This is a genomic window from Labrys sp. LIt4 (assembly GCF_017813775.1).
Classification (GTDB): Bacteria; Pseudomonadota; Alphaproteobacteria; order Rhizobiales; family Labraceae; genus Labrys; species Labrys okinawensis_A.
This window is the reverse complement of record NZ_JAGIPY010000025.1, coordinates 51,454-74,475: the sequence shown is the minus strand read 5'-3', so window position 1 is coordinate 74,475 and position 23,022 is coordinate 51,454. Positions and strand designations below refer to the sequence as shown.

General features: G+C 63.5%; 23 protein-coding genes and 1 pseudogene. 16 read left to right on the top strand and 8 right to left on the bottom strand.

What is annotated here, in order from left to right; genetic code table 11:
• The first annotated feature begins 249 nt into the window (after positions 1–249).
• The 5 genes and pseudogenes from J8I29_RS28155 to J8I29_RS28140 all read left to right on the top strand — a co-directional run bounded on the left by J8I29_RS28155 (position 250) and on the right by J8I29_RS28140 (position 4,427).
• Positions 250–948 carry a GAD-like domain-containing protein gene (locus tag J8I29_RS28155; RefSeq protein WP_209434187.1) on the top strand — a complete coding sequence of 233 codons (699 nt, stop codon included), beginning with the start codon at positions 250–252 and terminating at the stop codon, positions 946–948.
• A gap of 229 nt (positions 949–1,177) precedes the next feature.
• Positions 1,178–1,336: pseudogene (locus J8I29_RS30165) on the top strand (transposase); the annotation flags it as partial.
• A gap of 226 nt (positions 1,337–1,562) precedes the next feature.
• Positions 1,563–1,835, top strand: a complete 273-nt coding sequence (locus tag J8I29_RS30160; protein ID WP_245197451.1) for a hypothetical protein — start codon at positions 1,563–1,565, stop codon at positions 1,833–1,835.
• A gap of 109 nt (positions 1,836–1,944) precedes the next feature.
• Positions 1,945–2,394, top strand: a complete 450-nt coding sequence (locus tag J8I29_RS28145; protein WP_209434186.1) for an ankyrin repeat domain-containing protein — start codon at positions 1,945–1,947, stop codon at positions 2,392–2,394.
• A 368-nt stretch (positions 2,395–2,762) separates the two neighbouring features.
• Positions 2,763–4,427, top strand: coding sequence for an NAD(P)/FAD-dependent oxidoreductase (locus J8I29_RS28140; protein WP_209434185.1), 1,665 nt, complete (start codon positions 2,763–2,765; stop codon positions 4,425–4,427).
• Positions 4,428–4,709: 282 nt separating this feature from the next.
• On the opposite strand, the gene J8I29_RS28135 is transcribed toward J8I29_RS28140, so the two are convergent.
• A complete protein-coding gene (locus tag J8I29_RS28135) occupies positions 4,710–5,615 on the bottom strand; it encodes a LysR family transcriptional regulator (protein ID WP_209434184.1) in 906 nt (301 codons plus the stop codon).
• A gap of 84 nt (positions 5,616–5,699) precedes the next feature.
• On the opposite strand from J8I29_RS28135, the gene J8I29_RS28130 reads away from it, so the two are divergent.
• Positions 5,700–6,188, top strand: a complete 489-nt coding sequence (locus tag J8I29_RS28130) for a DMT family transporter (RefSeq protein ID WP_209434183.1) — start codon at positions 5,700–5,702, stop codon at positions 6,186–6,188.
• 162 nt (positions 6,189–6,350) lie between these two features.
• On the opposite strand, the gene J8I29_RS28125 is transcribed toward J8I29_RS28130, so the two are convergent.
• Positions 6,351–7,625 (bottom strand): hemolysin family protein, encoded by a 1,275-nt coding sequence (locus J8I29_RS28125; protein ID WP_209434182.1) that lies wholly within the window; start codon positions 7,623–7,625, stop codon positions 6,351–6,353.
• A 386-nt stretch (positions 7,626–8,011) separates the two neighbouring features.
• Between J8I29_RS28125 and J8I29_RS28120 the strand changes: the two genes are divergently transcribed.
• Positions 8,012–8,146: an entericidin A/B family lipoprotein gene (locus tag J8I29_RS28120; RefSeq protein ID WP_068288645.1), complete on the top strand. Its 135-nt coding sequence runs from the start codon at positions 8,012–8,014 to the stop codon at positions 8,144–8,146.
• 103 nt (positions 8,147–8,249) lie between these two features.
• On the opposite strand, the gene J8I29_RS28115 is transcribed toward J8I29_RS28120, so the two are convergent.
• The 4 genes from J8I29_RS28115 to hutI all read right to left on the bottom strand — a co-directional run bounded on the left by J8I29_RS28115 (position 8,250) and on the right by hutI (position 12,566).
• Entirely contained in the window at positions 8,250–8,837 is a 588-nt protein-coding gene (locus tag J8I29_RS28115; protein WP_209434181.1) for a HutD family protein, read from the bottom strand.
• 143 nt (positions 8,838–8,980) lie between these two features.
• Positions 8,981–9,808 (bottom strand): N-formylglutamate deformylase, encoded by an 828-nt coding sequence (gene hutG, locus J8I29_RS28110; RefSeq protein ID WP_209434180.1) that lies wholly within the window; start codon positions 9,806–9,808, stop codon positions 8,981–8,983.
• Positions 9,805–11,352, bottom strand: a complete 1,548-nt coding sequence (gene hutH / locus J8I29_RS28105; RefSeq protein ID WP_348536190.1) for a histidine ammonia-lyase — start codon at positions 11,350–11,352, stop codon at positions 9,805–9,807. Before hutH ends, hutG begins: the two co-directional genes overlap by 4 nt.
• Complete coding sequence (gene hutI / locus J8I29_RS28100) at positions 11,349–12,566, bottom strand: imidazolonepropionase (protein WP_209434178.1); 1,218 nt, start codon at positions 12,564–12,566, stop codon at positions 11,349–11,351. The genes hutH and hutI overlap by 4 nt, the downstream gene beginning before the upstream one ends.
• Before the next feature lie 182 nt (positions 12,567–12,748).
• Here hutI and hutC point away from each other — a divergent pair, with 182 nt between their 5' ends.
• From hutC to J8I29_RS28055, 9 genes are all read left to right on the top strand, one after another.
• Positions 12,749–13,486, top strand: a complete 738-nt coding sequence (gene hutC / locus J8I29_RS28095) for a histidine utilization repressor (protein WP_209434177.1) — start codon at positions 12,749–12,751, stop codon at positions 13,484–13,486.
• Between the two features lie 134 nt (positions 13,487–13,620).
• Positions 13,621–14,409: an ABC transporter ATP-binding protein gene (locus J8I29_RS28090; RefSeq protein WP_209434176.1), complete on the top strand. Its 789-nt coding sequence runs from the start codon at positions 13,621–13,623 to the stop codon at positions 14,407–14,409.
• Between the two features lie 93 nt (positions 14,410–14,502).
• Complete coding sequence (locus tag J8I29_RS28085) at positions 14,503–15,273, top strand: ABC transporter permease (RefSeq protein ID WP_209434175.1); 771 nt, start codon at positions 14,503–14,505, stop codon at positions 15,271–15,273.
• A 32-nt stretch (positions 15,274–15,305) separates the two neighbouring features.
• Positions 15,306–16,337, top strand: a complete 1,032-nt coding sequence (locus J8I29_RS28080) for an ABC transporter substrate-binding protein (RefSeq protein WP_209434174.1) — start codon at positions 15,306–15,308, stop codon at positions 16,335–16,337.
• A gap of 249 nt (positions 16,338–16,586) precedes the next feature.
• Positions 16,587–16,754: a DUF3311 domain-containing protein gene (locus tag J8I29_RS28075; RefSeq protein ID WP_082979752.1), complete on the top strand. Its 168-nt coding sequence runs from the start codon at positions 16,587–16,589 to the stop codon at positions 16,752–16,754.
• Positions 16,754–18,298, top strand: a complete 1,545-nt coding sequence (locus J8I29_RS28070; protein ID WP_209434173.1) for a sodium:solute symporter — start codon at positions 16,754–16,756, stop codon at positions 18,296–18,298. The genes J8I29_RS28075 and J8I29_RS28070 overlap by 1 nt, the downstream gene beginning before the upstream one ends.
• 162 nt (positions 18,299–18,460) lie before the next feature.
• Positions 18,461–19,495 (top strand): L-glyceraldehyde 3-phosphate reductase, encoded by a 1,035-nt coding sequence (mgrA, locus tag J8I29_RS28065; RefSeq protein WP_209434172.1) that lies wholly within the window; start codon positions 18,461–18,463, stop codon positions 19,493–19,495.
• Positions 19,496–19,849: 354 nt separating this feature from the next.
• Positions 19,850–20,539: an outer membrane protein gene (locus J8I29_RS28060; RefSeq protein WP_209434171.1), complete on the top strand. Its 690-nt coding sequence runs from the start codon at positions 19,850–19,852 to the stop codon at positions 20,537–20,539.
• 109 nt (positions 20,540–20,648) lie between these two features.
• A complete protein-coding gene (locus tag J8I29_RS28055) occupies positions 20,649–20,978 on the top strand; it encodes a YnfA family protein (protein ID WP_209434170.1) in 330 nt (109 codons plus the stop codon).
• Positions 20,979–20,986: 8 nt separating this feature from the next.
• Here the strand turns inward: J8I29_RS28055 and nagA are convergent, their stop codons facing one another.
• Together nagA and J8I29_RS28045 are read right to left on the bottom strand one after the other, a co-directional pair.
• Positions 20,987–22,138 carry an N-acetylglucosamine-6-phosphate deacetylase gene (gene nagA / locus J8I29_RS28050; protein WP_209434169.1) on the bottom strand — a complete coding sequence of 384 codons (1,152 nt, stop codon included), beginning with the start codon at positions 22,136–22,138 and terminating at the stop codon, positions 20,987–20,989.
• Positions 22,138–23,001, bottom strand: coding sequence for a BadF/BadG/BcrA/BcrD ATPase family protein (locus J8I29_RS28045; RefSeq protein WP_209434168.1), 864 nt, complete (start codon positions 22,999–23,001; stop codon positions 22,138–22,140). The genes nagA and J8I29_RS28045 overlap by 1 nt, the downstream gene beginning before the upstream one ends.
• Between the last annotated feature and the right edge of the window lie 21 nt (positions 23,002–23,022).

Here is a 23,022-nt window from a genome sequence, read left to right as displayed (position 1 = left end):
GCCGCGAGGTGAGACCGGGGAAACGCGGGCCTAAGCCCAAGGAAGGATAGTTGGCGTCAGTCGGGTGGGCGGGTCAGAATAGAATGCACTGTCACCGTAATTCCATTTTCGTCCAGTCGTCAGCAGGAGCTAGAGGCTTACGCAGCGGAGATGAGAGAAAATCGTTGTAAGATGGATGTGCGTTTGTCGACGTGCGATGGTAATCCTGCCCTGAACTCGAATTATACATGAAAAAAATTGGATATTTAGATGTCGAAATCAGATATGCTCTCCTACCTATTGGATAATTTTGGGGGGCCCGAGCAGGCTACAAAAGTCTCTGATAAAGAAATTTCTAAGTATTTTGATAAGGTTCCGGAAACAATTCTTAAATTTTGGCGCGATCACGGTAGAGGATCCTATTTGAATGGCTTCTTTTGGTTCTGCGACCCGGCGCTCTTGCAGCCTATACTAAGAACGCTCTTTGAGGGAGATCCAGAGTATAATGCAGAAGATATGACCACAGTTGGTTATTCCGCGTTTGGCTCTCTGGAGGTATGGGATAAGACAAGGCGGATTATAGGAATAGATTTTCTTACTTCCACAATTTACTCTCCTCCAGATGAATATTATTTGGATTTAAGTACAGGAGAGAGGTTGGATGATAATATACTTGTGCAAACCCCGATGACTTCTTTTATAAATTCGGATAGAGATGATTTTGATGAAGCGCTCGCGACTCTGGGTAAGTTAGAGCCTGGCGAGATTTATGGTTACGCTCCGGTCCTTCAATTAGGTGGATCTCAAGACGTAGAGCACTTACATCGGACCAAGATCGTCGAACATCTTGCAATGATCTGCGGGCTGTCTCGGTTTAATCTTACTCGCTTGACTCCCCCAGATCCCCCAGCCTTTCCGTTTGGACGTCTTGAAGTTATTCGCCCTGTTGGTCCATTGACGCGCCAGTGACAGGCGGGTGGCTTCTGAAGGACATCAGGACTAAATTACAGGCTTGGGGTGGACTGCGCTTTTTAAAGCATCTGGTTCACTGCGTGCTCTACATCGTGAGGGTTTTCGTCGACGACTGCCCCTGGATTGGCGCGAGTTCATCTCCCGGTTAGGAAGATGGGATCAGCAATCTTAGCTGTTACACAGTTCACTCTATTGCCTGCACCAAGTTCGGCTCCATCCTACCTTGATGGCTCAGCTTTCACGTATCGTGGTTCCCGGTCTGCCCTATCATGTCATCCAGCGCGGCAATGGGCGGCAGCGCACTTTCTTTGGTATCGAGGATTATGCCTTTTACGGTGACTGCCTCACGGTCCATTGCCAGGCTGCCGGCGTCGAGGTGTGGGCCTGGTGTTTGATGCCCAATCACGTGCATCTCATTCTCGTGCCGCCTGATCCGGATGGCCTGCGGCGGGCCTTGGCGCCAACCCATCGGCGCTATGCCGGCCATGTCCATGCGCGTGAGAAGCGGACGGGCATTTTTGGCGAGGGTGCTATGGCGCGGTTGCCATGGATGAGGCGCATCTCCTGCACGCGGTGCGCTATGTCTGTATCAATCCGGTTCGGGTCGGCCTTTGGAACGAACTCGGGATTGGCGCTGGGCCAGCACGAGGGCCCATCTTCTGGGGCAGGAAGACTGTATCACCAGCCTTGCGCCGGTTCGCCAGCGCGTCGCCGATTTCTCCGATCTGCTCGATAATGTGGATGAGACGATGTTCAACCGCATCCGCCGGGCGGAGAGTGTCGGACGCCCGCTTGGCGACGACGCCTTCATCGACCGCATCAGGGTATTGACGGGCCGCGAGGTGAGACCGGGGAAACGCGGGCCTAAGCCCAAGGAAGGATAGTTGGCGTCAGTCGGGTGGGCGGGTCAGGGGTCAGAATAGAATGCACTGTCACCGTAATTGAATCGAAACCATAGATTCGAGCAGTGAATGATTAATAGAGGATAAGTCAGTGGATATTTTTGCAAAACTTCGTACAGACGTTGACTTTAACTTAAGTCAAGTTGATGACGTTAATATTATCGATCAATCTGGATGCACGCTCCTACAGGAAGCAATTTCCTATAGACCTGAATTTGCAAATGCTTTCATTGAGGCAGGAGTTAATTTAAATAATCAAGACAAAAATGGACAGACTGCCTTACAATATTCCATTGCGAAGGGATTGTACGATATATCTGATAATATTATTGCAGCGGGGTGTGATTTAGAATTGATTGATAAGTATGGAAACGGCCCACTGTGGACAGCCGTGCTGAATCCGAAGCCGAACTATGAACTTATTCGCAAATTAATTGAGTTGGGAGCCGATAAGTTCCATAAAAATAATGCTGGTAAATCTCCGTACGATATGGCTATCGTAAAAGGGTTTCCGGAGATGCTTTCCGTTTTTGGGGCATAGTCGTGGGACAAGGACATTTCACTTTCAGTCCTTTGCATGCTGTATGCGCATGGATCGTGACTTAACCAGTTTTGTCATCCATCGGCAACTAGAGTCTCGGCGGATTTCGCGCCATTAGGCGGAGGGCTAGCCGTCGCCGGCTCGGCTTGGCTTGAATTGCGGCGTGATACGCGATTATGGTGACAGCGCACTCAACTGACTGTACCTGATGCGTGTGGAGTGCAACCCCCGAAGTGAGACACTTAAATTTGAGTGACGGGGTAAGAACCCCGACGCCGAGGGCAGACACCCCACTTCCCCTATTCCCCGGCCTCGCGCATGATGGCGCGCGCCTTTCCGGCGCCCATCATGCCAGCAGGGAAACAACCATGCCGAACGACCCCTCCGATGCCATCAGCGCCTTCGGGCCGGATTTTCCGTTTGCCTATGACGCGTGGCTGGCCCATCCGGCCGGGCTCGGCGCCGTGCCGGCCGACAAGCATGGCAAGCGCGTCGCCATCATCGGGGCGGGAGCGGCCGGGCTGGTGGCGGGCTATGAGCTGATGCGCCTGGGCTTGCGGCCGGTGCTCTATGAATCGGCTCGGCTCGGCGGGCGGCTGCGCTCGCAGCGTTTCGAGGGCACGGACGGCATCATCGCCGAGCTCGGCGGCATGCGTTTCCCGGTCTCTTCGCGCGGCTTCTATCATTATGTCGACAAGCTCGGCCTGGAGACGCGGCCCTTTCCCAATCCGTTGACGCCGGCAGCCGGCTCCACCGTGATCGATCTGGAGGGCGAGACCCTCTATGCCCGCACGCTGGACGACCTGCCCCCGCTCTACCGCGAGGTCGCCGACGCCTATCACCAGGCCCTGGAGGAGGGGGCCCAGTTCTCCGCGCTGCAGGCGGCGATGCGGGCGCGCGATGCCAGACGCATCAAGGAGCTGTGGGATCCGATCGTGCGCGATTGGGACGAGCGCACCTTCTATGATTTCGTGGTGTCGTCGCAGGCCTTCCGCAAGCTCTCCTTCCGCCATCGCGAGGTGTTCGGGCAGGTGGGCTTCGGCACCGGCGGCTGGGATTCGGATTTCCCCAATTCGATGCTGGAGATCCTGCGCGTCAATCTCGGTGCCTTCGACGACGAGCAGCGCTATGTCGTCGGCGGGGTCGAGCAGGTGGCGCAGGGCATCTGGTCCAAGGCGCCGGAAAAGCTCGCGCATTGGCCGGCCGGCACCACGCTGGCCGGGCTCAACGCCGGCGCCACCAGGGGGCGGGCGCAGGCGATCGCCCATAACGGCAAGGGCGGCTTTGCCGTGACGGATCAATGGGGCAATCGCGACGATTACGAGGCGGTGGTCGTCACCTGCCAGAGCCATCTGCTCACCACCTCGATCGCCGCCGAGGAGAACCTGTTCGACCAGAAGCTGTGGATGGCGCTCGACCGCACCCGCTACATGCAGGCGGCCAAGACCTTCATCATGGTCGACCGCCCCTTCTGGAAGGACAAGGACCCGGCCACCGGCCGCGATTTGATGTCGATGACGCTGACCGACCGCATCACCCGCGGCACCTATCTGTTCGACAATGGCGACGACAGGCCGGGCGTGATCTGCCTGTCCTATTCCTGGATGACGGATGCGCTGAAGGTGCTGCCGCTGCCGGCCGAGCGGCGGGTGGAGCTCGCCCTCTCCGCCCTCGGCAAGATCTATCCCGGGCTCGATATCGCCAGCCACATCATCGGCTCGCCGATCTGCGTGAGCTGGGAAGCGGACGAGAACTTCCTCGGCGCCTTCAAGGGCGCGCTGCCGGGGCATTATCGCTACAATCACCGCATGTACGGCCATTTCATGCAGGCCGACCTGCCTGAGAGCCAGCGCGGCATCTTCATGGCCGGCGATGGCGTGAGCTGGACGCCGGCCTGGGTCGAAGGCGCGGTGCAGACGGCGCTCAATGCCGTCTGGGGCGTGATGACCCATCTCGGCGGCCGCTCTCCGGCTGAAAATCCAGGCCCCGGCGATCTCTATCCCACACTGAAGCCGATCGATCTCGGGGATTGAGGGGAAAGGGAGGCAAGCGGCCGGCAGGGCGCATTCCCATGTGCCAGCCTGGTTGGAACGGGCGATCGAACACGGTGTGCCGATCTCCAGATCGGCATTTTTCTAAAGTGTTTTGCGATTTGGCGGAGTCGCCAAGAATCGCAAAGACGCGTGGAACCAAAGAGTCAGAGCAAACAAGTGCTTCCGTCTAAACGCGCTTTGCTCTGGTCGCGGCGGTGTCGCTTCCCAGAGGAAGACGCAGAAACGCTCTGAAATGCGGATCCGGAGATCGGCACACCAATGTCACCCCGCCCGGAAAAATCCTCCGATGCGTTCGCGCAGCCACTGATGGGCCGGATCGCCCTGGCGGCGCGGGTGCCAGATCTGGGTGAAGGGCACGGCAGGCAGGGCGAAGGGCGGTTCGAACAGGCGAAGGCCGTCAGCCTCGATCGAGGGCGGCAGGATGCCGCGCGCCACGGTGAGAATGATGTCCGTGCCGGCGATCAGGCGCGGCGCCACGCCCCAATGCGGCAGGGTCAGGCAGATCCGCCGCCTGTGGCCGAGCGCGGCGAGAGCGCGGTCGATCTCGTTCTCGACATCGGCACGCAGCGCCACCAGGGCATGCGGGCGGGCGAGATAGGCAGCAAGGTCGAGCCCGCCGGAAGGCGGCTGGCCTGCCGCGTCGGCGAGGCAGACATAGCGGTCCTCGAACAGGAGGCTGCGGGCCAGCTGCTTGCCGAGATCGGGAAACACGGCCAGGGCCAGGTCGATTTCGCCATCGAGGATCTGGGCCTCCATCGCCTCCCGGCTCGCCTGGGTGACGAGCAGGTCGCTGTGGGGCGCCTCGGTGCGCAGGAGCGGCACGAGCTTCGGCAGCAGCACGGCGGCGCCATAGTCCGACATCGCCAGGCGGAAGGTGCGACGCTCGCTCGAGGGATCGAAGCCGGCCGGGGCGAGCAGATGCCGCATGCGGTCGAGCGCCTCGCCGAGATGAGGCTGGATCTCGAGCGCCCGTGCCGTCGGGCCGAGGCCGCCGCCCTGGCGCACCAGCAGGGGATCGTCGAACAGCAGGCGCAGCCGCGCCAGGGCATGGCTGACGGCCGGCTGGCTCCTGTTCAGGCGCAAGGCCGCGCGCGAGACGTGGCGCTCCGCCAGCAGGGCCTCGAGCACGGTGAGCAGGTTGAGGTCGATACCGGCAAGATTATTCATGCGATGCATACTAGGGATAGGAAATCGGAATTTCCATCTGATTACGGAATGGCATAGCTCTTCCGCGACTGAAGGAGAGCGCCGATGACCAACCCCGCTTCCATTCTTTTGCTGCTGCCGGCCCTGATCGCAGGCGCGGTCGTGCCGTTCCAGGCGGGCGCCAATGCCACGCTCGGCCGCCTGCTCGGCCATCCGCTCTGGGCCACCCTGGTTTCACTGGCGGTGAGCATCGCGGTGATCCTGCCGGTGATGGCGGCCTTCCGCGTATCGGCCCCCAGCATCGACGCCGCATCGAAGGGGCCGTGGTGGATCTGGACGGGCGGTCTGGCCGGCGTGATCTACATCACCGCCGCGCTTCTGCTGGCCCCCCGGCTCGGTGCCGCCAATTTCATGGTGGCGGTGATCGCCGGTCAGATGATCGCCTCGCTGGCGATCGATCATTTCGGCCTAATGGGTTTTGCGGCAAGGCCGGTCAATCCGGCCCGCCTCGCCGGCGTCCTGCTCATCCTCGGCGGCATGGCGGTGACGCAATGGGCCAACACCGCTCCGCTTGCCGCCGCCGAGGCACGGTGAAGGGCTGGCGGGAAGGGGCGCGAGTACCCTTCTCCCCTTGCGGGAGAAGGTGCCCTGAAGGGGCGGATGAGGGGTGTTAGCACTCCCTTTGCCAGGTTGCGTTTCTCCCCTCATCCGGCGCTGCGCGCCACCTTCTCCCGCAAGGGGAGAAGGATTGCGGCGCTACGCGTCCTTCGATACCAGGATCTTGTCGATGCGCCTGCCGTCGAGGTCGACCACCTCGAAGCGCCAGCCGTCTCGCACGAAGCTCTCGCCGGTCTGCGGCAAGCGGTTGAGTTCGGCCAGGATGAAACCCGCCGCCGTCTCGTAGCCGCCGCGCTCGATCGGCATCGACAGGGTTTCGGCCAGTTCGTCGGCCTGCATCCAGCCTGACACCAGATAGGAGCCGTCCGAGCGCATGGTGATGGCCGGCTCGTCCTCGTCGTCGTCCTGGAAGGCGCCGGTGATCGCCTCCAGCACGTCATTGGCGGTGATCACGCCCTCGAAATGGCCGTATTCGTCGAAAACCAGCGCCATATGCGCCCTGGCGGAGCGCAGGGATTGCAGCACGCTCAGCGCCTCGTTGGTGTCCATCACGATGGGCGCAGCCTGAATATGGTCGCGCACATTGAGGGCCCGGCCGTCGAGCTGGCTCTGGAACAGGTCCTTGACCATGACGACGCCGACGATGTTGTCGTCCTCGCCGTCCTGCACGGGCAGGCGCGAGCGGCTGGTGGCGCGCAATTGCGCCATGATCGTCTTGGCGGAATCGGAAAGGTCGATCACCTCCACGTCGCGTCGCGGCGTCATCAGCGAGCGGGCGCTGCGATCCCCCAAGCGCATGACGCCGGAGATCATGTCGCGCTCTGCCGTCTCCAGCACGCCGGCGCTCTCGGCTTCCTTGAGGATGGTGCGCACTTCCTCTTCCGTCACCTTTTCCTCGCTCTTGCCGCCCTGGCCGAGCAGCCTCAGCACGGCGCGTCCGGAGATGTCGAGCAGGAAGACCAGCGGCGCCGCGCATTTCGACAGGAGCCGCATGGCCGGCGCCACCCGGGCCGCCATGCGCTCGGGATCGCGCAAAGCGATCTGCTTGGGCACGAGTTCGCCGATGATCAGCGACAGATAGGTGATCGCCACCACCACGATGCCGACGCCGAGCGTGTCGGCGGCATTGACGGACAAGCCCTGGGCCTGCAGCCAGCCGGCAAGACGCGTGCCGAGCGTCGCGCCCGAGAAGGCGCCGGAGAGCACGCCCACCAGCGTGATGCCGATCTGGACGGTGGAGAGGAAGCGTCCGGGGTTTTCCAGAAGCTCCAGCGCCGTCGCCGCGCCTCGCTTCTTGCGATCGGCGAGCGCACGCAGCCTGGCTGGGCGGGAGGAGACAATCGCGAGTTCCGACATGGCGAGGACGCCGTTGAGAAGCGTCAGGAAGACGATGATGGCAATGTCGAGGAACAAGGTGCCTTTGAGGGGGTTGCATGCCCGCGACGAATGTCGGGCCGCTTCGAGGGGGCGGAGCATAACGGCATCGGCGGGCTTGGGATAGGGGGCCGGCCAGGCCCGCTATAGCGTTTTGGGATTGGACGGAGTCACCAGGAATCGAAAAGACGCGTCAGGACAATGCGTTAGAGCAAATAAGCGTTAACGCTTGAACGCGCTTTGCTCCAGGGATGGCAGCCATTCAGGGGGGGCGCCGCCTGTCTCATGGAGCGTCAGGATAGGCAAGTAGAGGGCGGATATTCCCTTTGGGAAGGAAAAGTCCGGCTGTGCAAAGCCGGCGAATATGGCATAACGATTCCTGTCTTGTTGCCATTGTCGGCACAGCCAATTCGGGGAATGTACGAATGTCAAAAATTTCCTTCGCGATCGTTGCTCTCGTGGTGTCCGCCCTCACCCTGACCGCCTGCGCCAACACGGTGACCGGCGTCGGCCGGGACGTGAAGGCCACCGGCCGCGCCGTCAAGCACGCGGTGCAGTGAGTTTGGCGCCGGCATCAGCCGGCCCTATAGCGTTTTGCGATTAGACGGGGTCACCTAGAATCGCAAAGACGCGTCAGAGCAATGAGTGAGAGCAAATAAGCGTTCACGCTTGAACGCGCTTTGCTCGAGCGGGCAGTAAGCCGATCAACAAGACGGGCAGCGCTCCTGCGATGCTGCCCGTATCGCCCGCCTCGAAGGCGACGACGTCGGCGAAGCCGAGGTCGAGGCTCGCCGCGCCGATCCGCACCGGGCCGGCGCCGAGCGCTGCCACCAGCTGAAGGCCGTCCTGCGGCAGCGTCAGCAGTCCGGATGCCAGATCATGCCGGGTCACCCGATGGCTGAACCGCCCGCGCCGGGTCATCACGTTGAAGTCGCGGATGGGGCCGTCGACCAAGCTGGCCGTGACGGGTACGTCGCCGGGGAAGGCCAGGGGAGCGGAGGCCGGGGTCAGCCTCACCGCCTCACGCCCTTCGATCGACATGTCGAGGCCCTGGCCCTCGATCAGGGTCAAAGTGCGGTCTATCCGTGGGAACAGCGAGAAGGGGCCGTCGCTCGCCACCTCCGCCACCGACAGGCGCCAGTCGAAATCCTCGAAGCCGGCGCCCTCCGGCGAGGCCGCGATCTCGGTGGTGGTGCCGCCGCCGTTCTTCCAGGGCTTGCGAGCGAGATCGGCGAAACGGATCAGCTTCATGGCGGGTCCCTAGGAGCGCGGTTTCGAAATCATGCTGTTTCGGCGAGGTGTGCGTTGCCCCTCACCCTTACCCTCGCCCCGTAATAACGGGGCGAGGGGCGGCACAGCGGGTGCCAGCGGCTTCCCCAAGCTTCGAAAACGCCCTATTTCAATGCCCTGGCAAACACCAGGCAGGCATTGAGGATGCTGCCGAGCGTTTCGCGCAAGGGTTGGGCGTAGGCAGCATCGAAGGCAACCGGCCAGTTGGCTTCCCCGACCGGGCCGAGCGGCTCGTCGATATAGGAGCGGCAGGCCAGTTCCATCTGCACGGCATGCACACCCTTGTCGGGCTGGCCCAGGCTGCGTGTGATGAAGCCGCCCTTGAAGCGTCCGTTCATCACGGTCTCGCGCCCGCTGGAGCGGCAGAGCGCCTCGATCGTCTCGGCCAGGGCGGGATGACAGGTCACGCCGCCATTGGTGCCGATGTTGAACTCGGGCAGCGTGCCCTCGAACAGGCGCGGAATCACCGAGCGGATCGAATGGCAGTCATAGACGGCGATGTTGCGATGGCGTCCCCTAAGCCTGGCGACTTCGTCGGCCAGGGCCTGGTGATAGGGATCGAACCAGAGGGCGCGCCGTTCGGCGACCTCGGCCGCGCCGGGCGCCTCGCCGTCCTTGTAGAGCGGCTCGCCGTCGAAGCTGGTGGTCGGGCACAGCTCCGTGGTGGCCTGGCCGGGATAGAGCGAAACCCCGGACGGGTCACGGTTGACGTCGATGACCGTGCGCGACATCGGCGTGCGCACGATGGTGGCGTCGAGCCCGGCCGCAAAATCATAGAGCGTCTCGATCCACCAGTCGGTGTCCTTGCGGGCGAGCCAGGGCGAGACCAGCCGCACTTCGATCGCGGCCGGGATCTCGGTGCCCGTATGCGGCAGCGAGACGAGCAGCGGTGCCTGCCCCTGCCGGATCTCAAGCCAATCGGGCCGGCTCATGCCGTGCCCTCCACCACGCTTGCCAGCGTCTTGAGGCCGGCCGCCCTCTGTGCCGCACCGCTCCAGATCAGCGCGGTGGCGGCGGCAATGTCGGGCGCGAAGTGCCGGTCGTCGGAAAGATGCGGCACCTCGGCGCGCAACGCCGCCCGGGCCTGCTCGAGCGCTTCGCTCGATTTCAGCGGCGCGTGGAAGTCGCAGCCCTGCACGGCGGCGAGATATTCGATGCCGATGACATTGGCGGTGTTGCGGCTCATCTCCAGGAGACGGCGGGCGCCGTGGGCGGCCATGGAGACATGGTCCTCCTGATTGGCGGAGGTCGGAATCGAATCGACGCTGGCCGGGAAGGCCCGCTGCTTGTTCTCCGATACCAGAGCGGCGGCGGTGACCTGCGGGATCATGAAGCCGGAGTTGAGGCCGGGCTTGGGCGTGAGGAAGGCGGGCATGCCGGAAAGCGCCGGATCGACCAGCATGGCGATGCGCCGTTCACTGATGGAGCCGATCTCGCACAGCGCCATGGCGATCATGTCGGCGGCGAAGGCGACAGGTTCGGCGTGGAAATTGCCGCCGGAGATCACCTCGCCCGTATCGGTGAAGACCAGCGGATTGTCGGTGACGCCATTGGCTTCGATCGTCAGCGTCGCGGCGGCCTGGCGCAAGAGGTCGAGGCAGGCGCCCATCACCTGGGGCTGGCAGCGCAGGCAATAGGGATCCTGCACGCGCTCGTCCCCGGTAAGGTGCGAGGCGCGGATGGCGCTGCCCGCCATCAGGGCGCGCAACGTGTCGGCGACCTCGGCCTGGCCGCGATGGCCGCGGACCTTGTGGATGCGCGGATCGAAGGGACCGTCCGAGCCGCGGGCCGCATCGGTCGAGAGCGCCCCTGTCACCAGCGCGCCCTGGAACACGCGTTCAGCCTGGAACAGGCCGGCCAGCGCCAGGCCGGTGGAAACCTGCGTGCCATTGAGCAGCGCGAGGCCTTCCTTCGGCCCGAGCACGAGCGGTGACAGCCCGACATGCTTGAGCGCCTCCGTGGCCTCCACCTTCTCGCCCTTGACGAAGAAGGCGCCGACGCCGGTCAGCGCAGCGGTCATGTGCGAGAGTGGCGCCAGGTCGCCCGAGGCGCCCACGGAGCCCTGGCCGGGGACGACTGGGATAAGATCGCGGGCGAGGCAGTCGCGCAGCGTGGTGATGGTCGACCATTGCACGCCGGAGGAGCCCTGGGCCAGGCTGCCGAGCTTGAGGGCCATGATCAGCCGGACGACCTCGACCGGCAGGGAATCGCCGACGCCGGCGGCATGCGAGAGCACGATGTTACGCTGGAGGATGGCGAGATCGGCATTCTCGATGCGCACGCTCGCCAGCTTGCCGAAGCCGGTATTGATGCCATAGACCGGCTCGCCCTTGGCGATGATGTCGGCGACGGCCCGGGCGCTCGCCTCGACCAGCGGGCGGCAGCCTTCGTCCAAGCTGACGGGCGCGCCGTCATAGATGGCGCGCCATTGTGCGAGCGAGACGCTGCCGGGACGCAGCAAAACGGGATTGGTCACTGGCCTCTCCAGATGCGTTGATGTAGCGGATTGAAACCTAGGCGGTAGACGAGTTCGGCCGGGCGCTCGATATCCCAGATGGCAAGATCGCATCGCTTGCCGGCTTCGAGCGTTCCGATGTCCTGGGCCTTGCCGAGCGCCTTGGCGGCATTGCGGGTAACGCCCGCGATGCATTCGTCGACGGTCATGCGGAACAGGGTCGCCGCCATGTTCATGGTCATCAGCAGCGAGGTCAGCGGCGAGGTGCCGGGATTGCAGTCGGTGGCCACGGCCATCGGCACCTTGTGGGACCGGAATGCGGCGATGGGCGGCTGCTTGGTCTCGCGAATGAAGTAGTAGGCGCCGGGCAGGATCACGGCGACCGTACCGGCCGCCTGCATGGCGGCGGCGCCTTCATCGTCGGTATATTCGAGATGATCGGCCGACAGCGCGCCGTAATCGGCCGCAAGCTTGGCGCCGTGCAGATTGGAAAGCTGGTCGGCATGCAGCTTGACCGGCAGGCCGGCCTTCTTCGCCGCCTCGAAGACCTTGCTGATATGCTCGGGCAGGAAGGCGATGCCCTCGCAAAAGCCGTCCACGGCGTCAGCGAGGCCTTCGGCGGCCACGGCGGGCAGCATCTCCCGGCAGACGAGGTCGATATAGGCGTCCTTGTCGCCCTTGGCCTCGACGGGCAGGGCATGGGCGCCGAGAAAGGTGGTCGAGACATTGACCCTGCGCGCCTCGCCGAGGCGGCGGGCGGCGCGCAGCATGGCGAGTTCGGTGCGGGTTTCCAGGCCGTAGCCCGATTTCACCTCAACCGTGGTGACGCCTTCGGCAATCAGATGGTCGAGACGGGGCAGGGCACTGGCGAGCAGTTCGTCCTCGCTGGCAGCGCGCGTGGCGTTGACCGAGGAAACGATGCCGCCGCCCGCCCGAGCGATCTCCTCATAGCTGGCCCCCTTGAGACGCAGCTCGAATTCATGCGCCCGGTCGCCGCCGAAGACCAGATGGGTATGACAGTCGATCAGGCCAGGGGTGATCCAGCGGCCTTCGAGGTCGACGGTCTCGGCCCTGTCACGCATGCCGGCCGGCAGGTCGCTCTCGGGGCCGGCGAAAGCAATACGCTCGCCCTCGGAAAGCACGGCTCCCTGCTCCACGATACCGAGGTCATCCCCGACCAGGGTGGCCAGGCGCGCATTGCGCCACAAACGGAGCCTTTGGCTGTTTGTCGACATCGAGTTCTCCACCCTGCTGTTATGCGGAAACATGTATAGACATATTAATTGACGCGCAAGTGGAATGATGGGAGTTTAGTACCGTTTGGCGCGGGGGGAAAAGCGACGATGATCAAGCAGGCAAAGGCCTCTGGGATTGCGGTATCCGTCAGGATCGGCCAACCTCGCAGCGGGAGCCGTTGATGAACGGCGTCGACCCCCCCGAGCTGGATGCCAAGGCGCAGACGCTCCATCAGCGCATCCTCGGCGATATCGAGCGCCGCATCGTTTCGGGCGAATGGCCGCCCGGCTACCGCATCCCGTTCGAGACCGAGCTGACCGAGATCTATGGCTGCTCGCGCATGACCGTGAACAAGGTGCTGACCCAGCTTGCCGCCGCCGGCTTGATCGAGCGCCGGCGCAAGGCTGGCAGTTTCGTATCGCAGCCGCGCAGCGAGGCCGCCGTGCTGGCCATTCACGGCATCGAGGCGGAGGTGACCGCGCTTGGCCTGCCTTATCGCTTCGAATTGATGCATCGTCGCCAGCGCCGTCCGACGGCCGCCGAGCGCCTGACATTCGCGCTGGAAGGTTCCGGGCCATTGCTGGCGCTGACCTGCCGCCATTTCGCCGGCGATGGCCCGTTCTGCCTGGAGGAGCGCCTGATCGATCTGGAGGCGGTACCGCAGGCCGGGAAAGCCGATTTCACGTGGGAACCCCCGGGCGTATGGCTCCTGGGCCACGTGCCCTGGACGGTGGCCGAACATCACATCAAGGCAGCGGCGGCACGGGGGGAGGAGGCGGCCTTGCTGAAGCTCGAGCCTGGCAGCGCCTGCCTGGTGGTGGAGCGGCGCACCTGGCGCGGCGATCAGTTCGTCACGGCAGTGCGTTTCACCTATCCGGGAGACCGCCACCAGTTGGTCGCACGCTTCTCGCCCTCCTGAGAGCGGCTGGCACTTTGCCGCAATGAGCCCAATCCCGGGGCTGGCCGCCCTTTGTCATCGCGGTATAGACTGCGCGCAAAGCCGACTCGTAGGACCAATCCGGGAGGACCGCAGATGAGAAGGGCCGAGGCCGCATGAGCGCAGCGCAAGCCGTTGCGCTGAAGGGCGTTTCGATTTCATTCGCAACCAGGGATTCCCGTTTTGATGCCGTCGCCAACGTCGACCTCACGGTCGGGGACCACGAATTCGTCGCGATTGTCGGGCCGACGGGCTGCGGCAAGTCCACATTGCTCAATGCCACGGCGGGGCTGCTCGCCCCGGTGGCCGGCTCGGTCGAGGTGTTCGGCAAGCCGCTCAAGGGCCTGAACGGGCAGGCCGGCTACCTCTTCCAGCAGGAATCGCTGATGCCCTGGAAGACCGTCCTGCAGAATGTCGCCATCGGCCTGGAGGTCGCGGGGACGCCTGCCGAAAAAGCCAGGCAGGCGGCGCAGGTCTGGCTGGAGCGGGTCGGTCTTGCCCGTTTCGGCGACCGCTATCCCCGCATGCTGTCCGGCGGGCAGCGCAAGCGCGTGGGCTTGGCGCAGGTGCTCATCCGCAATCCCAAGCTGTTGCTGATGGACGAGCCCTTCGGGCCGCTCGACGCCCAGACCCGGCTGGTCATGGGGGACCTGCTCCTGAAGCTCTGGTCGGAGGATCGCAAGGCGGTGATGTTCGTCACCCACGACCTCGATGAAGCGATAGCCTTGGCCGATCGCATCGTCATCATGTCGGCCGGCCCGAAAGCCGGTATCATCGGGGAGTTCAGCGTGCCTCTGCCCCGACCCCGCGCCATTGCCGAAATCCGCCACGATCCTGCTTTCATCCGCCTGCATCGCGACATCTGGGACGCGCTGCGCGACGAGGTGATGAAGGCCTACAGCTAGTTCGGCGGTTTTTACATGAATTCGAGCGATCATTCGTCGTCATCGCGAGCGCAGCCAAGCAATCATCTGAAGACGGCCGTCATGGGGAACCCAATGAACAACAAGATCGTCTTGCTCATCCTGCAGGTGCTCGTCGCGATCATCGGCATCGCCCTGTGGCATCTGGCCTCGACGACCACGCTGTTCGGCTCCCCCAAGACGGTGGCGTTCTTCTTTGGCGAGCCACTCAGCGTGTGGAGGCGGATCGTGGAGTGGTTCACCGACGGCTCCATATGGTACCATCTGTGGATCACCCTGGCTGAATCGGCGCTTGCCTTCCTGTCCGGCGCACTGGGCGGCGTCATTCTCGGTTTCTGGTTCGCCCGCCAGCCCGTGGTCGCCGCGATTTTCGACCCTTATGTCAAGGCCGCCAATGCGCTGCCCCGCGTGGTGCTGGCGCCCATCTTCGCGCTGTGGTTCGGCCTCGGCATCTGGTCGAAGGTGGCTCTCGGCTTCACGCTGGTGTTCTTCATCGTCTTCTTCAACGTCTATCAGGGCGTCAAGGAAGTGAGCCCGGCCGTGCTCTCCAATGCGCGCATGCTCGGCATGAACGAGCGCCAGCTCCTGCGCCATGTCTATCTGCCGTCGGCGATGTCCTGGGTGTTTTCCAGCCTGCACACCTCGGTCGGCTTTGCCGTGGTCGGCGCGGTGGTCGGCGAATATCTCGGCTCCTCTGCGGGCCTGGGCTATCTCATCCAGCAGGCCGAGGGCGTATTCGACGTCACCGGCGTCTTCGCCGGCATGTTCGTGCTGATGGCCTTCGTTCTCATCGTCGACTGGCTGATGACGGCCGTGGAGCGCCGCCTGCTGGTCTGGCGTGGGTAAGCAATATTGGCGACTTATTGGGAGGAAGAATGATGAAACGCAGGACTTTCCTGATCGGTGCTACCGGCATGGCCTTCGGCGCCTCGCTCGGCGGGACGCTGCCGGCCTTCGCCGAAGACGCCAAGCCCGAGAAAACGGATCTCGCCATCGGCGTCGGCGGCAAGCCGCTGCTCTATTATTTGCCGCTGACCGTGGCCGAGCAGAAGGGCTTCTTCAAGGAGGAGGGGCTCAACGTCACCATCAACGATTTCGCCGGCGGCTCCAAATCGCTGCAGGCCCTGGTCGGCGGCTCGGTGGACGTGGTGACCGGTGCCTATGAGCATACCATCCGCATGCAGAACAAGGGGCAGGACATCATTGCCGTCTGCGACCTCGGCCGCTTTCCGGGCATCGTCATCGCGGTGCGCAAGAGCCTTGCCGGCGAGATCAAGACCATTGCCGATCTCAAGGGCCGCAAAGTGGGCGTCACCGCCCCGGGGTCTTCCACGGCTCTGCTCCTGCAATATGCCCTGCAGAAGAACGGGCTGACCTCGGCCGACGTGGCGCAGATCGGCATCGGAGGCGGCGCCAGCGCCGTCGCGGCCATCAAGAACGGCGGCATCGACGGCCTCTCGCATCTCGATCCGGTGATCAGCCAGCTGCAGCATGACGACGACATCGCCATCCTGCTCGATACGCGCACGGAAGAGGGCACCAAGGCCCTGTTCGGCGGCACCAATCCGGCCGCGACGGTCTATCTCAAGCAGTCCTTCGCGAAGGACAATCCGGTCACCACGCAGCGCGTCGTCAATGCCATGATGAAGGCCCTGAAATGGATCGGCACGGCCAAGCCCGAGGATGTCGCCGATCTCGTGCCGAAGGAATATCTGCTCGGCAATCGCGAGCTCTACATGCAGGCGTTCCAGAATTCGCGGCAGATGTATTCGCCGGACGGCATGGTCACCAAGGACGGCTACGAGTCGATGATGAACGCGCTCAAGGCGCTCGACCCGGAACTCGCCAACGCGAACGTTCCCTACGAGAAGACCTTCGATCCGACTTTCGTGAAGGCCGCCAAGATCTGACGGCGCGGCCGGGCAGGCGAGAGCTTGTCGTTGGGCTTGGCCCGGCGATCCAACCTCTGATGGTGTCGAGCGGGGCTTTTGGATCGCCGGGCCGAGCCTGGCTATCCAAATCACACCCTTTCCCGTTGAGCGACCCGCATTGCCGCTGGACTCAATCTTTCTCCAAGGGAATAAGAATCTGCCCAAAGAGTTTGCGGCGGGCGAGGATTCGGCTGCCGCCACGTTCTCAGAGTGTCCGGGGGAAATGCCATGAAATACCTGCTTCTGCTGGTACCTTGCGTACTGGCATTGCTGACACCGCTTTATAACAGCATCGATCCCGTGCTGTTCGGTCTGCCCTTCTTCTATTTCTATCTGCTCGTCCTGGTGCCGATTTCGTCGCTGTTCGTCTATCTCGCCTGGAAGGTTGAACGCTGATGCTGGACAATCTCAATTGGACGGCGGCGATGGTCTTCGTCTTCTTCTTCCTTCTCGTCACCGTGGTGGGCTTCGTGGCGTCGCGCTGGAAGGCGGGGGATCTCGACCAGTTGCATGAATGGGGTCTCGGCGGCCGGCGCTTCGGCGCCTGGATCACCTGGTTCCTGCTGGGCGGGGACCTCTACACCGCCTACACCGTGATTGCCGTGCCCGGCCTGATGTATGCGGTGGGCGCCTATGGCTTCTTCGCCGTGCCCTATACCATCCTGATCTATCCCCTGATCTTCCTGATCATGCCGCGGCTGTGGAACGCCACCCACAAGCATGGCTATCTCACCGGGGCCGATTTCATCGCCGGGCGCTACGGCAATCGCTGGCTGGAACTGGCGGTGGCCTTCACCGGCATCCTCGCCACCATGCCCTATATCGCCCTGCAGCTCGTCGGCATGGAGAAGGTGATCCAGGCCCTCGGCTTCTCGGCGACGGGCTTCGCTTCGCATCTTCCCCTGACGATCGCCTTCATCATCCTGGCGCTCTACACCTATAAGAGCGGACTGCGCGCGCCGGCCATGATCGCCTTCGTCAAGGACATCATGATCTATATCTTCGTGATCGCCGCGGTCATCATCATTCCCTATCAGCTGGGTGGTTTCGGTTCGATTTTCGAGAAGGCCAAGCTTGTCTATGACGCCAAGGCAGCGGCGGCTGTTGCTGCCGGCAAGCCGGCAGCCGTGGGCCTGACCCTGGCGCCCTCGCAGATCTGGCCCTTCATCACGCTGTCGATCGGCTCGGCCATGGCGCTGTTCATGTATCCGCACGCACTTACCGGCACGCTGTCGGCCACCGGCCCCAACGCCATCCGGCGCAATGCGGTGACACTGCCAGCCTATTCGCTGGTGCTTGGCCTCATCGCGCTCCTGGGTGTGATGGCTGTCGCCGCCGACATCAAGACCGATGATGCGCAGGCGGCGATCCCGCTGCTGGTCAACAAGATGTTCCCGGACTGGTTCGCGGGCTTCTGCTTTGCGGCCATCGCCATCGGCGCGCTGGTGCCGGCCGCGGTGATGTCGATCGGGGCGGCCAACACCTTCACGCGCAATGTCTGGAAGCCTTTCATCGAGCCGACTATGTCGCCGCAGAAGGAATCCTACCTTGCCAAGCTGATGAGCCTGATCGTCAAGGTTGGCGCCCTGGTGGTGATCGTGTTCCTGCCGACCAAGTTCGCCATCGATCTGCAGCTCCTCGGTGGCGTGTGGATGATACAGATCTTCCCTGCCCTGGTGGCCGGCCTCTATACACGCTGGTTCAATGGCTGGGCCCTGCTGATCGGCTGGGCGGTGGGCATGCTGGCCGGCAGCTACATGGCATGGGGCCCGACCTCTGTGGTCTCGACCTACACCCTGTTCGGCACGTCCTTCTATATCGGTGTGATCGCCGTGGTGCTGAACTTCGTGGTGTCCGTGGTGCTGACCATGGTGCTGGGCTCCACGACGCAGGACGAGACGTCATCGGCCGATTACGAGGACGCCGTCACCACCTCCTGACACGCCCATAACCGAAACCGGAAAGGCCGGCGGCGACGCCGGCCTTTTCATGTGCGGCGGGTTGCAAGGGCGGCGCAGGGGTGGTTGAACAATCGACCGGGGCCGGTCAGTTTGTCTGATGAATTGTTGCGGATTCGCATTCCCTCACCTTTGGAGCCACCAATGACCTATGTCGCGGATGATGCGCGCTATGACGCCATGCAATATCGCCGTTCCGGCCGTTCGGGCCTTCAGCTTCCAGCCCTTTCGCTCGGCCTGTGGCATAATTTCGGTGGCGACATTCCCTTCGAGAGTGCCAGGGCGCTCTGCCGAAAGGCCTTCGACCTCGGCATCACCCATTTCGATCTCGCCAATAATTACGGGCCGCCGCCCGGCTCGGCCGAGGAGACCTTCGGGCGCATCCTGAAGACGGATTTCGCCCGTCATCGCGACGAATTGGTGATCTCCACCAAGGCCGGCTATCGTATGTGGCCTGGACCCTATGGCGAATGGGGCAGCCGCAAATATCTGCTCTCCAGCCTGGACGCCAGCCTCAAGCGCATGGGCATCGAGACGGTCGATATCTTCTATTCACACCGTTTCGATCCCAACACGCCGCTGGAAGAGACCATGACGGCGCTGCATGACGCGGTGCGCCAGGGCAAGGCCCATTATGCCGGCATTTCCTCCTACGGCACCGAGCGCACCAAGGAGGCGGCAGCGATCCTGCGCCGCCTGGGTACGCCATTGCTCATCCACCAGCCGAGCTATTCCATGCTCAACCGCTGGATCGAGAAGGACAGCCTGCTCGACCAGCTCCAAGCCGATGGCGCGGGCTGCATCGCCTTCACGCCGCTGGCGCAGGGGCTGCTCACCAATAAATATCTCGGCGCCGGCGGCATCCCGGCCGACAGCCGCGCCGCGGCCGGCAAGTCGCTCTCGCCCGACCAGCTCTCCGAAGCGAATCTGGCAAGACTGCACGCGCTCGATGCGATCGCCCGCCGCCGCGGCCAGTCCCTGGCGCAGATGGCGATCGCCTGGGTGCTCAGAGATAGCCGCATGACCTCGGCGCTGATCGGTGCCAGCCGGCCGGGCCAGATCGAGGACTGCGTCGGTGCCTTGAAGAATCTCGATTTCTCGCCGGAGGAACTGGCCGAGATCGACCGCTCTGCCGAGGACGGCAACGTCAATCTCTGGGCGGCCTCCAGCAAGGGATGAGCCGAGCCCTCGATCGGCAGGACGATCACCTGCCGTGAGTACTTGAACACGAATTGCTCCAGTTGCCTGTTGTTGGCGCCTTGCGTCCCGGTGGTTTCGCCGGGACGCAAGGTTTTTGGCCGCCTTCTGCATGGGAGGGGTTACCAAGGAGATATGGCTCTGCTTCCCTAATGTCTTGAATAGATCTCGTTTGGTTAGAAAATAAAGAATTCATTTCTGTATTTTCAGTCTAAAGTATATATTTTGATAAATTTATAGTTCGTTTTTCGGTCTATATAATTCGAAAATCTGGACAATATGGAGGAATTGTGACAGTGATTTCTTGCCGATCAACGTCGTGATGAGGTGGGGATCATGAGAAGAATCGTTCTGGCGGCACTCTTTCTTGCGCCGATGCCGGCACTCTCGGCAGACCTTGCACCCGCTCCCGTGGAGCCTATCGTACCGGTGACGCCCTTCAGCTGGACCGGCTTCTATGTCGGCGCCCATATCGGCTATGGCTGGGGGCGGGAAAAGGATGATTTGAGCAGGTCGGCGCCCGTGCCGGCCGACAGCTTCAACGTCGATGGCGTGCTTGGTGGTCTGCATGCCGGCTACAACGAACAGTTCTCCAACAATATCGTCGTCGGTTTGGAAGGCGACATCGACCTCAGCAGCATCAAGGGCAGCCATACGGTCATCGATGCCCAGAACGGCAACAGTCGGCTGCATATGACCAATCGCTGGCAGGGCTCGGTCCGCGCACGTCTTGGTTATGCCTTCGATCGAATTCTGGTTTATGCCACCGGCGGTGTTGCCTTCGGCGATATTCGCGAGCGCTGGAACCTCTTCGACGGCGATGTCGTGGGTTCTTCCACCAAGACCAAGGTGGGGTGGACTGTCGGCGGCGGGGTCGAATATGCCTTCACCGACAATTGGATCGGCCGCGTCGAGGTGCGCTATACCGATTTCGGCAAGTCGCGCTTCCGCGTGGCGCCCGATACCCGCTTCAAGGCCGGCTTCCACGAGACGGTCGCACTGGTCGGCATCAGCTACAAATTCTGAGCAGGGCGGGCAGGGGCGCAGCGACCTCCTGCCGCTGTCTCGTCTCCGCCGCCTTCCGCCGTCTGCCACAGCCCGTTAAGCTGAGGCGGAAGCGGAGTTCACGGCCGGCATGAAATCGATTCTGTTCTATGCGTTGGCGGCCGTCGGCGAGATCGGCGGCTGCTATGCTTTCTGGAGCTGGCTTCGCCTAGGCAAGCCGGTCTGGTGGCTGGTGCCGGGCACAGCCGCGCTCATCGCCTTTGCCTTTTTGCTGACCCAGATCGAGACGGACGCGGCGGGCCGGGCCTATGCCGCCTATGGCGGCATCTATATCGGCGCCTCGCTCCTGTGGCTGTGGGCCGTCGAAGGGATCAGGCCCGATCGCTGGGACCTGATCGGGGCGGTTCTGTGCCTTGCGGGCATGGCCGTCATCCTGTTCGCGCCCCACCGCACTGCTTGACGGTCGCTTCACCCGGCCAGCTTGCGACCGCCGACCCACACGCCGCGTGCGGTCAGGTTTTCGTCGAGATGCACCAGATCGGCGCGATAGCGCGGCGCCAGCCGCCCGCGACGGTTGTCGAGGCGCAGGAACTGGGCGGGATAGAGGCTGGCCATACGCAGGGCTTCACCAAGACTGACGCCGAGATGGCCGATGCTGTAGCGCAGCGCCGCATCCATGGTCAGATCGGAGCCGGCGAGCGTGCCGTCTTCCAGTGTCAGGGCGCCGTTGCGCCGGGTGACCTTGCGCCCGTTGAGATGGAAGACATCGTTGGCATCGCCGGCGGTCGGCATGGCATCGGTGACGAGGAACAGCCGCCCCGGCGCCTTCTTTGCCCGCAGGGCCAGCGAGAGCGAGCCTGGATGGACATGGAGGCCATCGGCGATGATGCCGGCCCACAGCCCGCCATGGTCGAGGGCGGCGCCGGTGACCCCGGGATGGCGGCCCTGCAGGGGCGACATCGCGTTGAAGAGATGGGTGATGCCGGTGGCGCCGGCATCCGCCGCCGCCATCACCGCCTCATAGCTGGTGTCGGTATGGCCGAGGCTGACGATCACACCCCCGTCTACCAGGCGCCGGATCAGGTGAAGCGGCGCATTTTCCGGCGCCACCGTGAGCAGGACGGTTTCGATGCCGCTGCCGAGGATGAGTTCGACATCCGCGTCCGTCAGGGGCCGGATCAGGGCGGGGTCATGGGCGCCCTTGCGCGGTACCGAGAGGAAAGGACCTTCGAGATGAATGCCGGCCATGCCCGGTACCCCGTCGGCAATCGCCTGGCGGGCGGCCGCGATAGCTCTCTTCATGCCCTCGGCCGTATCGGTGATGTAGGTCGGCAGCAGGGCGGTGCTGCCATGCCGCCTATGCGCCGCGACCATGCCCTCGAGTGTCGCCACGTCGGGCGACTGGTTGAACAGAAAGCCGCCGCCGCCATTGACCTGGGCGTCGACGAAGCCGGGGGCCAGCACGCCGGAGGGCAGGGTGGTCACGGCGGCATAGGAGGGAATGTCGGCCCGTGGCACCAGGCCGACGATGACATCGGCCTCCACCAACACGGCGTGGCCCTCGACAAAAGTCTCGCCATTGAACAGGCGGGGAGCGACAAGAGCATCGAGCGACATCATCAGTGGCCCCTCTTCGCCAGCGCCAGGGCACCCGCGAGGGCATCGCCTTTGGGTGGAACCAGGATCTCGTCGTAACGTACCGGCAGATAGGGCCGATAGGGTTCGGCGAGCCCGCCCATCAGGGCGATCCTGGGGGCGCCGAGGTCTGTCAGGCGATCGATCATGGCGACGATGGAGCCCGTGGCCCCAGCGATCAGGTGATCCGCCACCACGTCGCCGCCCGCGGCCTCGAACACCAGAGGCGCGAAGCGGCCGTAATCCCGCGGCGTGGCGGTCCTGGCCCAGATCACGGCTTCGTTCGGATCATCGTGAAAATGCGCCAGCAGGCGGCGGGTCAGGTCGCTCACCGGGCCGAGCTGGTCGACACTGAGCATGGCGGCCCTGAGTGCGGCCCGTCCGAGCACGGCGCCGGAGGCGTCGTCGCCCAGGGCGAATCCCCAGCCGCCGACCGAGGTCTCCTTGCCGTCCACCAGGGCCAGACCCTGCGAGCCCGTGCCGAGGATGAAGATGCCGCCATCCTGGCCGGCATGGGCGCCGAGGCAGGCGGTGACGGCATCCGAGGTGACGGTCAAGGCTCCATACCCGAAGGGAAAGGCGGCGATACCGTCGGCAAGGGCCGGAATATTGCCGCCCGAAAGCCCGAGGCCGGCCCGGATTTGGGCCTTGGCGCCGGGCGCCAATCCGGCAGCGGCCATCGCGGCGTCGCCGGCTGCCGCGATGGCGGGGCCGGCAATCTCGGTGCCGAGGGTCAGGTTGGAGGAGCCCGACAGGCCTTCGCCGATCAGCCGGTCGTTCGCGTCGTAGAGGCGCGCTCGCGTATTGGTGCCGCCTCCGTCGACCGCGAGAAAATAGATAGCCGTCATGCCTGTCTCCCAGGGCCGGGC

What these genes read in the sequence shown, in the direction of transcription:
- J8I29_RS28135 (WP_209434184.1), bottom strand. Translation starts at nt 5,615, where the DNA reads ATGAATAATCTTGCCGGTATCGACCTCAACCTGCTCACCGTGCTCGAG.
- hutG (WP_209434180.1), bottom strand. Translation starts at nt 9,808, where the DNA reads ATGAGCCGGCCCGATTGGCTTGAGATCCGGCAGGGGCAGGCACCGCTG.
- nagA (WP_209434169.1), bottom strand. Translation starts at nt 22,138, where the DNA reads ATGATGTCGCTCGATGCTCTTGTCGCTCCCCGCCTGTTCAATGGCGAG.
- J8I29_RS28070 (WP_209434173.1), top strand. Translation starts at nt 16,754, where the DNA reads ATGCTGGACAATCTCAATTGGACGGCGGCGATGGTCTTCGTCTTCTTC.
- J8I29_RS28130 (WP_209434183.1), top strand. Translation starts at nt 5,700, where the DNA reads ATGACCAACCCCGCTTCCATTCTTTTGCTGCTGCCGGCCCTGATCGCA.
- J8I29_RS28055 (WP_209434170.1), top strand. Translation starts at nt 20,649, where the DNA reads ATGAAATCGATTCTGTTCTATGCGTTGGCGGCCGTCGGCGAGATCGGC.
- hutC (WP_209434177.1), top strand. Translation starts at nt 12,749, where the DNA reads ATGAACGGCGTCGACCCCCCCGAGCTGGATGCCAAGGCGCAGACGCTC.
- J8I29_RS28155 (WP_209434187.1), top strand. Translation starts at nt 250, where the DNA reads ATGTCGAAATCAGATATGCTCTCCTACCTATTGGATAATTTTGGGGGG.
- J8I29_RS28080 (WP_209434174.1), top strand. Translation starts at nt 15,306, where the DNA reads ATGAAACGCAGGACTTTCCTGATCGGTGCTACCGGCATGGCCTTCGGC.
- J8I29_RS28045 (WP_209434168.1), bottom strand. Translation starts at nt 23,001, where the DNA reads ATGACGGCTATCTATTTTCTCGCGGTCGACGGAGGCGGCACCAATACG.
- hutI (WP_209434178.1), bottom strand. Translation starts at nt 12,566, where the DNA reads ATGTCGACAAACAGCCAAAGGCTCCGTTTGTGGCGCAATGCGCGCCTG.
- mgrA (WP_209434172.1), top strand. Translation starts at nt 18,461, where the DNA reads ATGACCTATGTCGCGGATGATGCGCGCTATGACGCCATGCAATATCGC.
- J8I29_RS28140 (WP_209434185.1), top strand. Translation starts at nt 2,763, where the DNA reads ATGCCGAACGACCCCTCCGATGCCATCAGCGCCTTCGGGCCGGATTTT.
- J8I29_RS28060 (WP_209434171.1), top strand. Translation starts at nt 19,850, where the DNA reads ATGAGAAGAATCGTTCTGGCGGCACTCTTTCTTGCGCCGATGCCGGCA.
- J8I29_RS28090 (WP_209434176.1), top strand. Translation starts at nt 13,621, where the DNA reads ATGAGCGCAGCGCAAGCCGTTGCGCTGAAGGGCGTTTCGATTTCATTC.
- J8I29_RS28120 (WP_068288645.1), top strand. Translation starts at nt 8,012, where the DNA reads ATGTCAAAAATTTCCTTCGCGATCGTTGCTCTCGTGGTGTCCGCCCTC.
- J8I29_RS28075 (WP_082979752.1), top strand. Translation starts at nt 16,587, where the DNA reads ATGAAATACCTGCTTCTGCTGGTACCTTGCGTACTGGCATTGCTGACA.
- J8I29_RS28115 (WP_209434181.1), bottom strand. Translation starts at nt 8,837, where the DNA reads ATGAAGCTGATCCGTTTCGCCGATCTCGCTCGCAAGCCCTGGAAGAAC.
- J8I29_RS28085 (WP_209434175.1), top strand. Translation starts at nt 14,503, where the DNA reads ATGAACAACAAGATCGTCTTGCTCATCCTGCAGGTGCTCGTCGCGATC.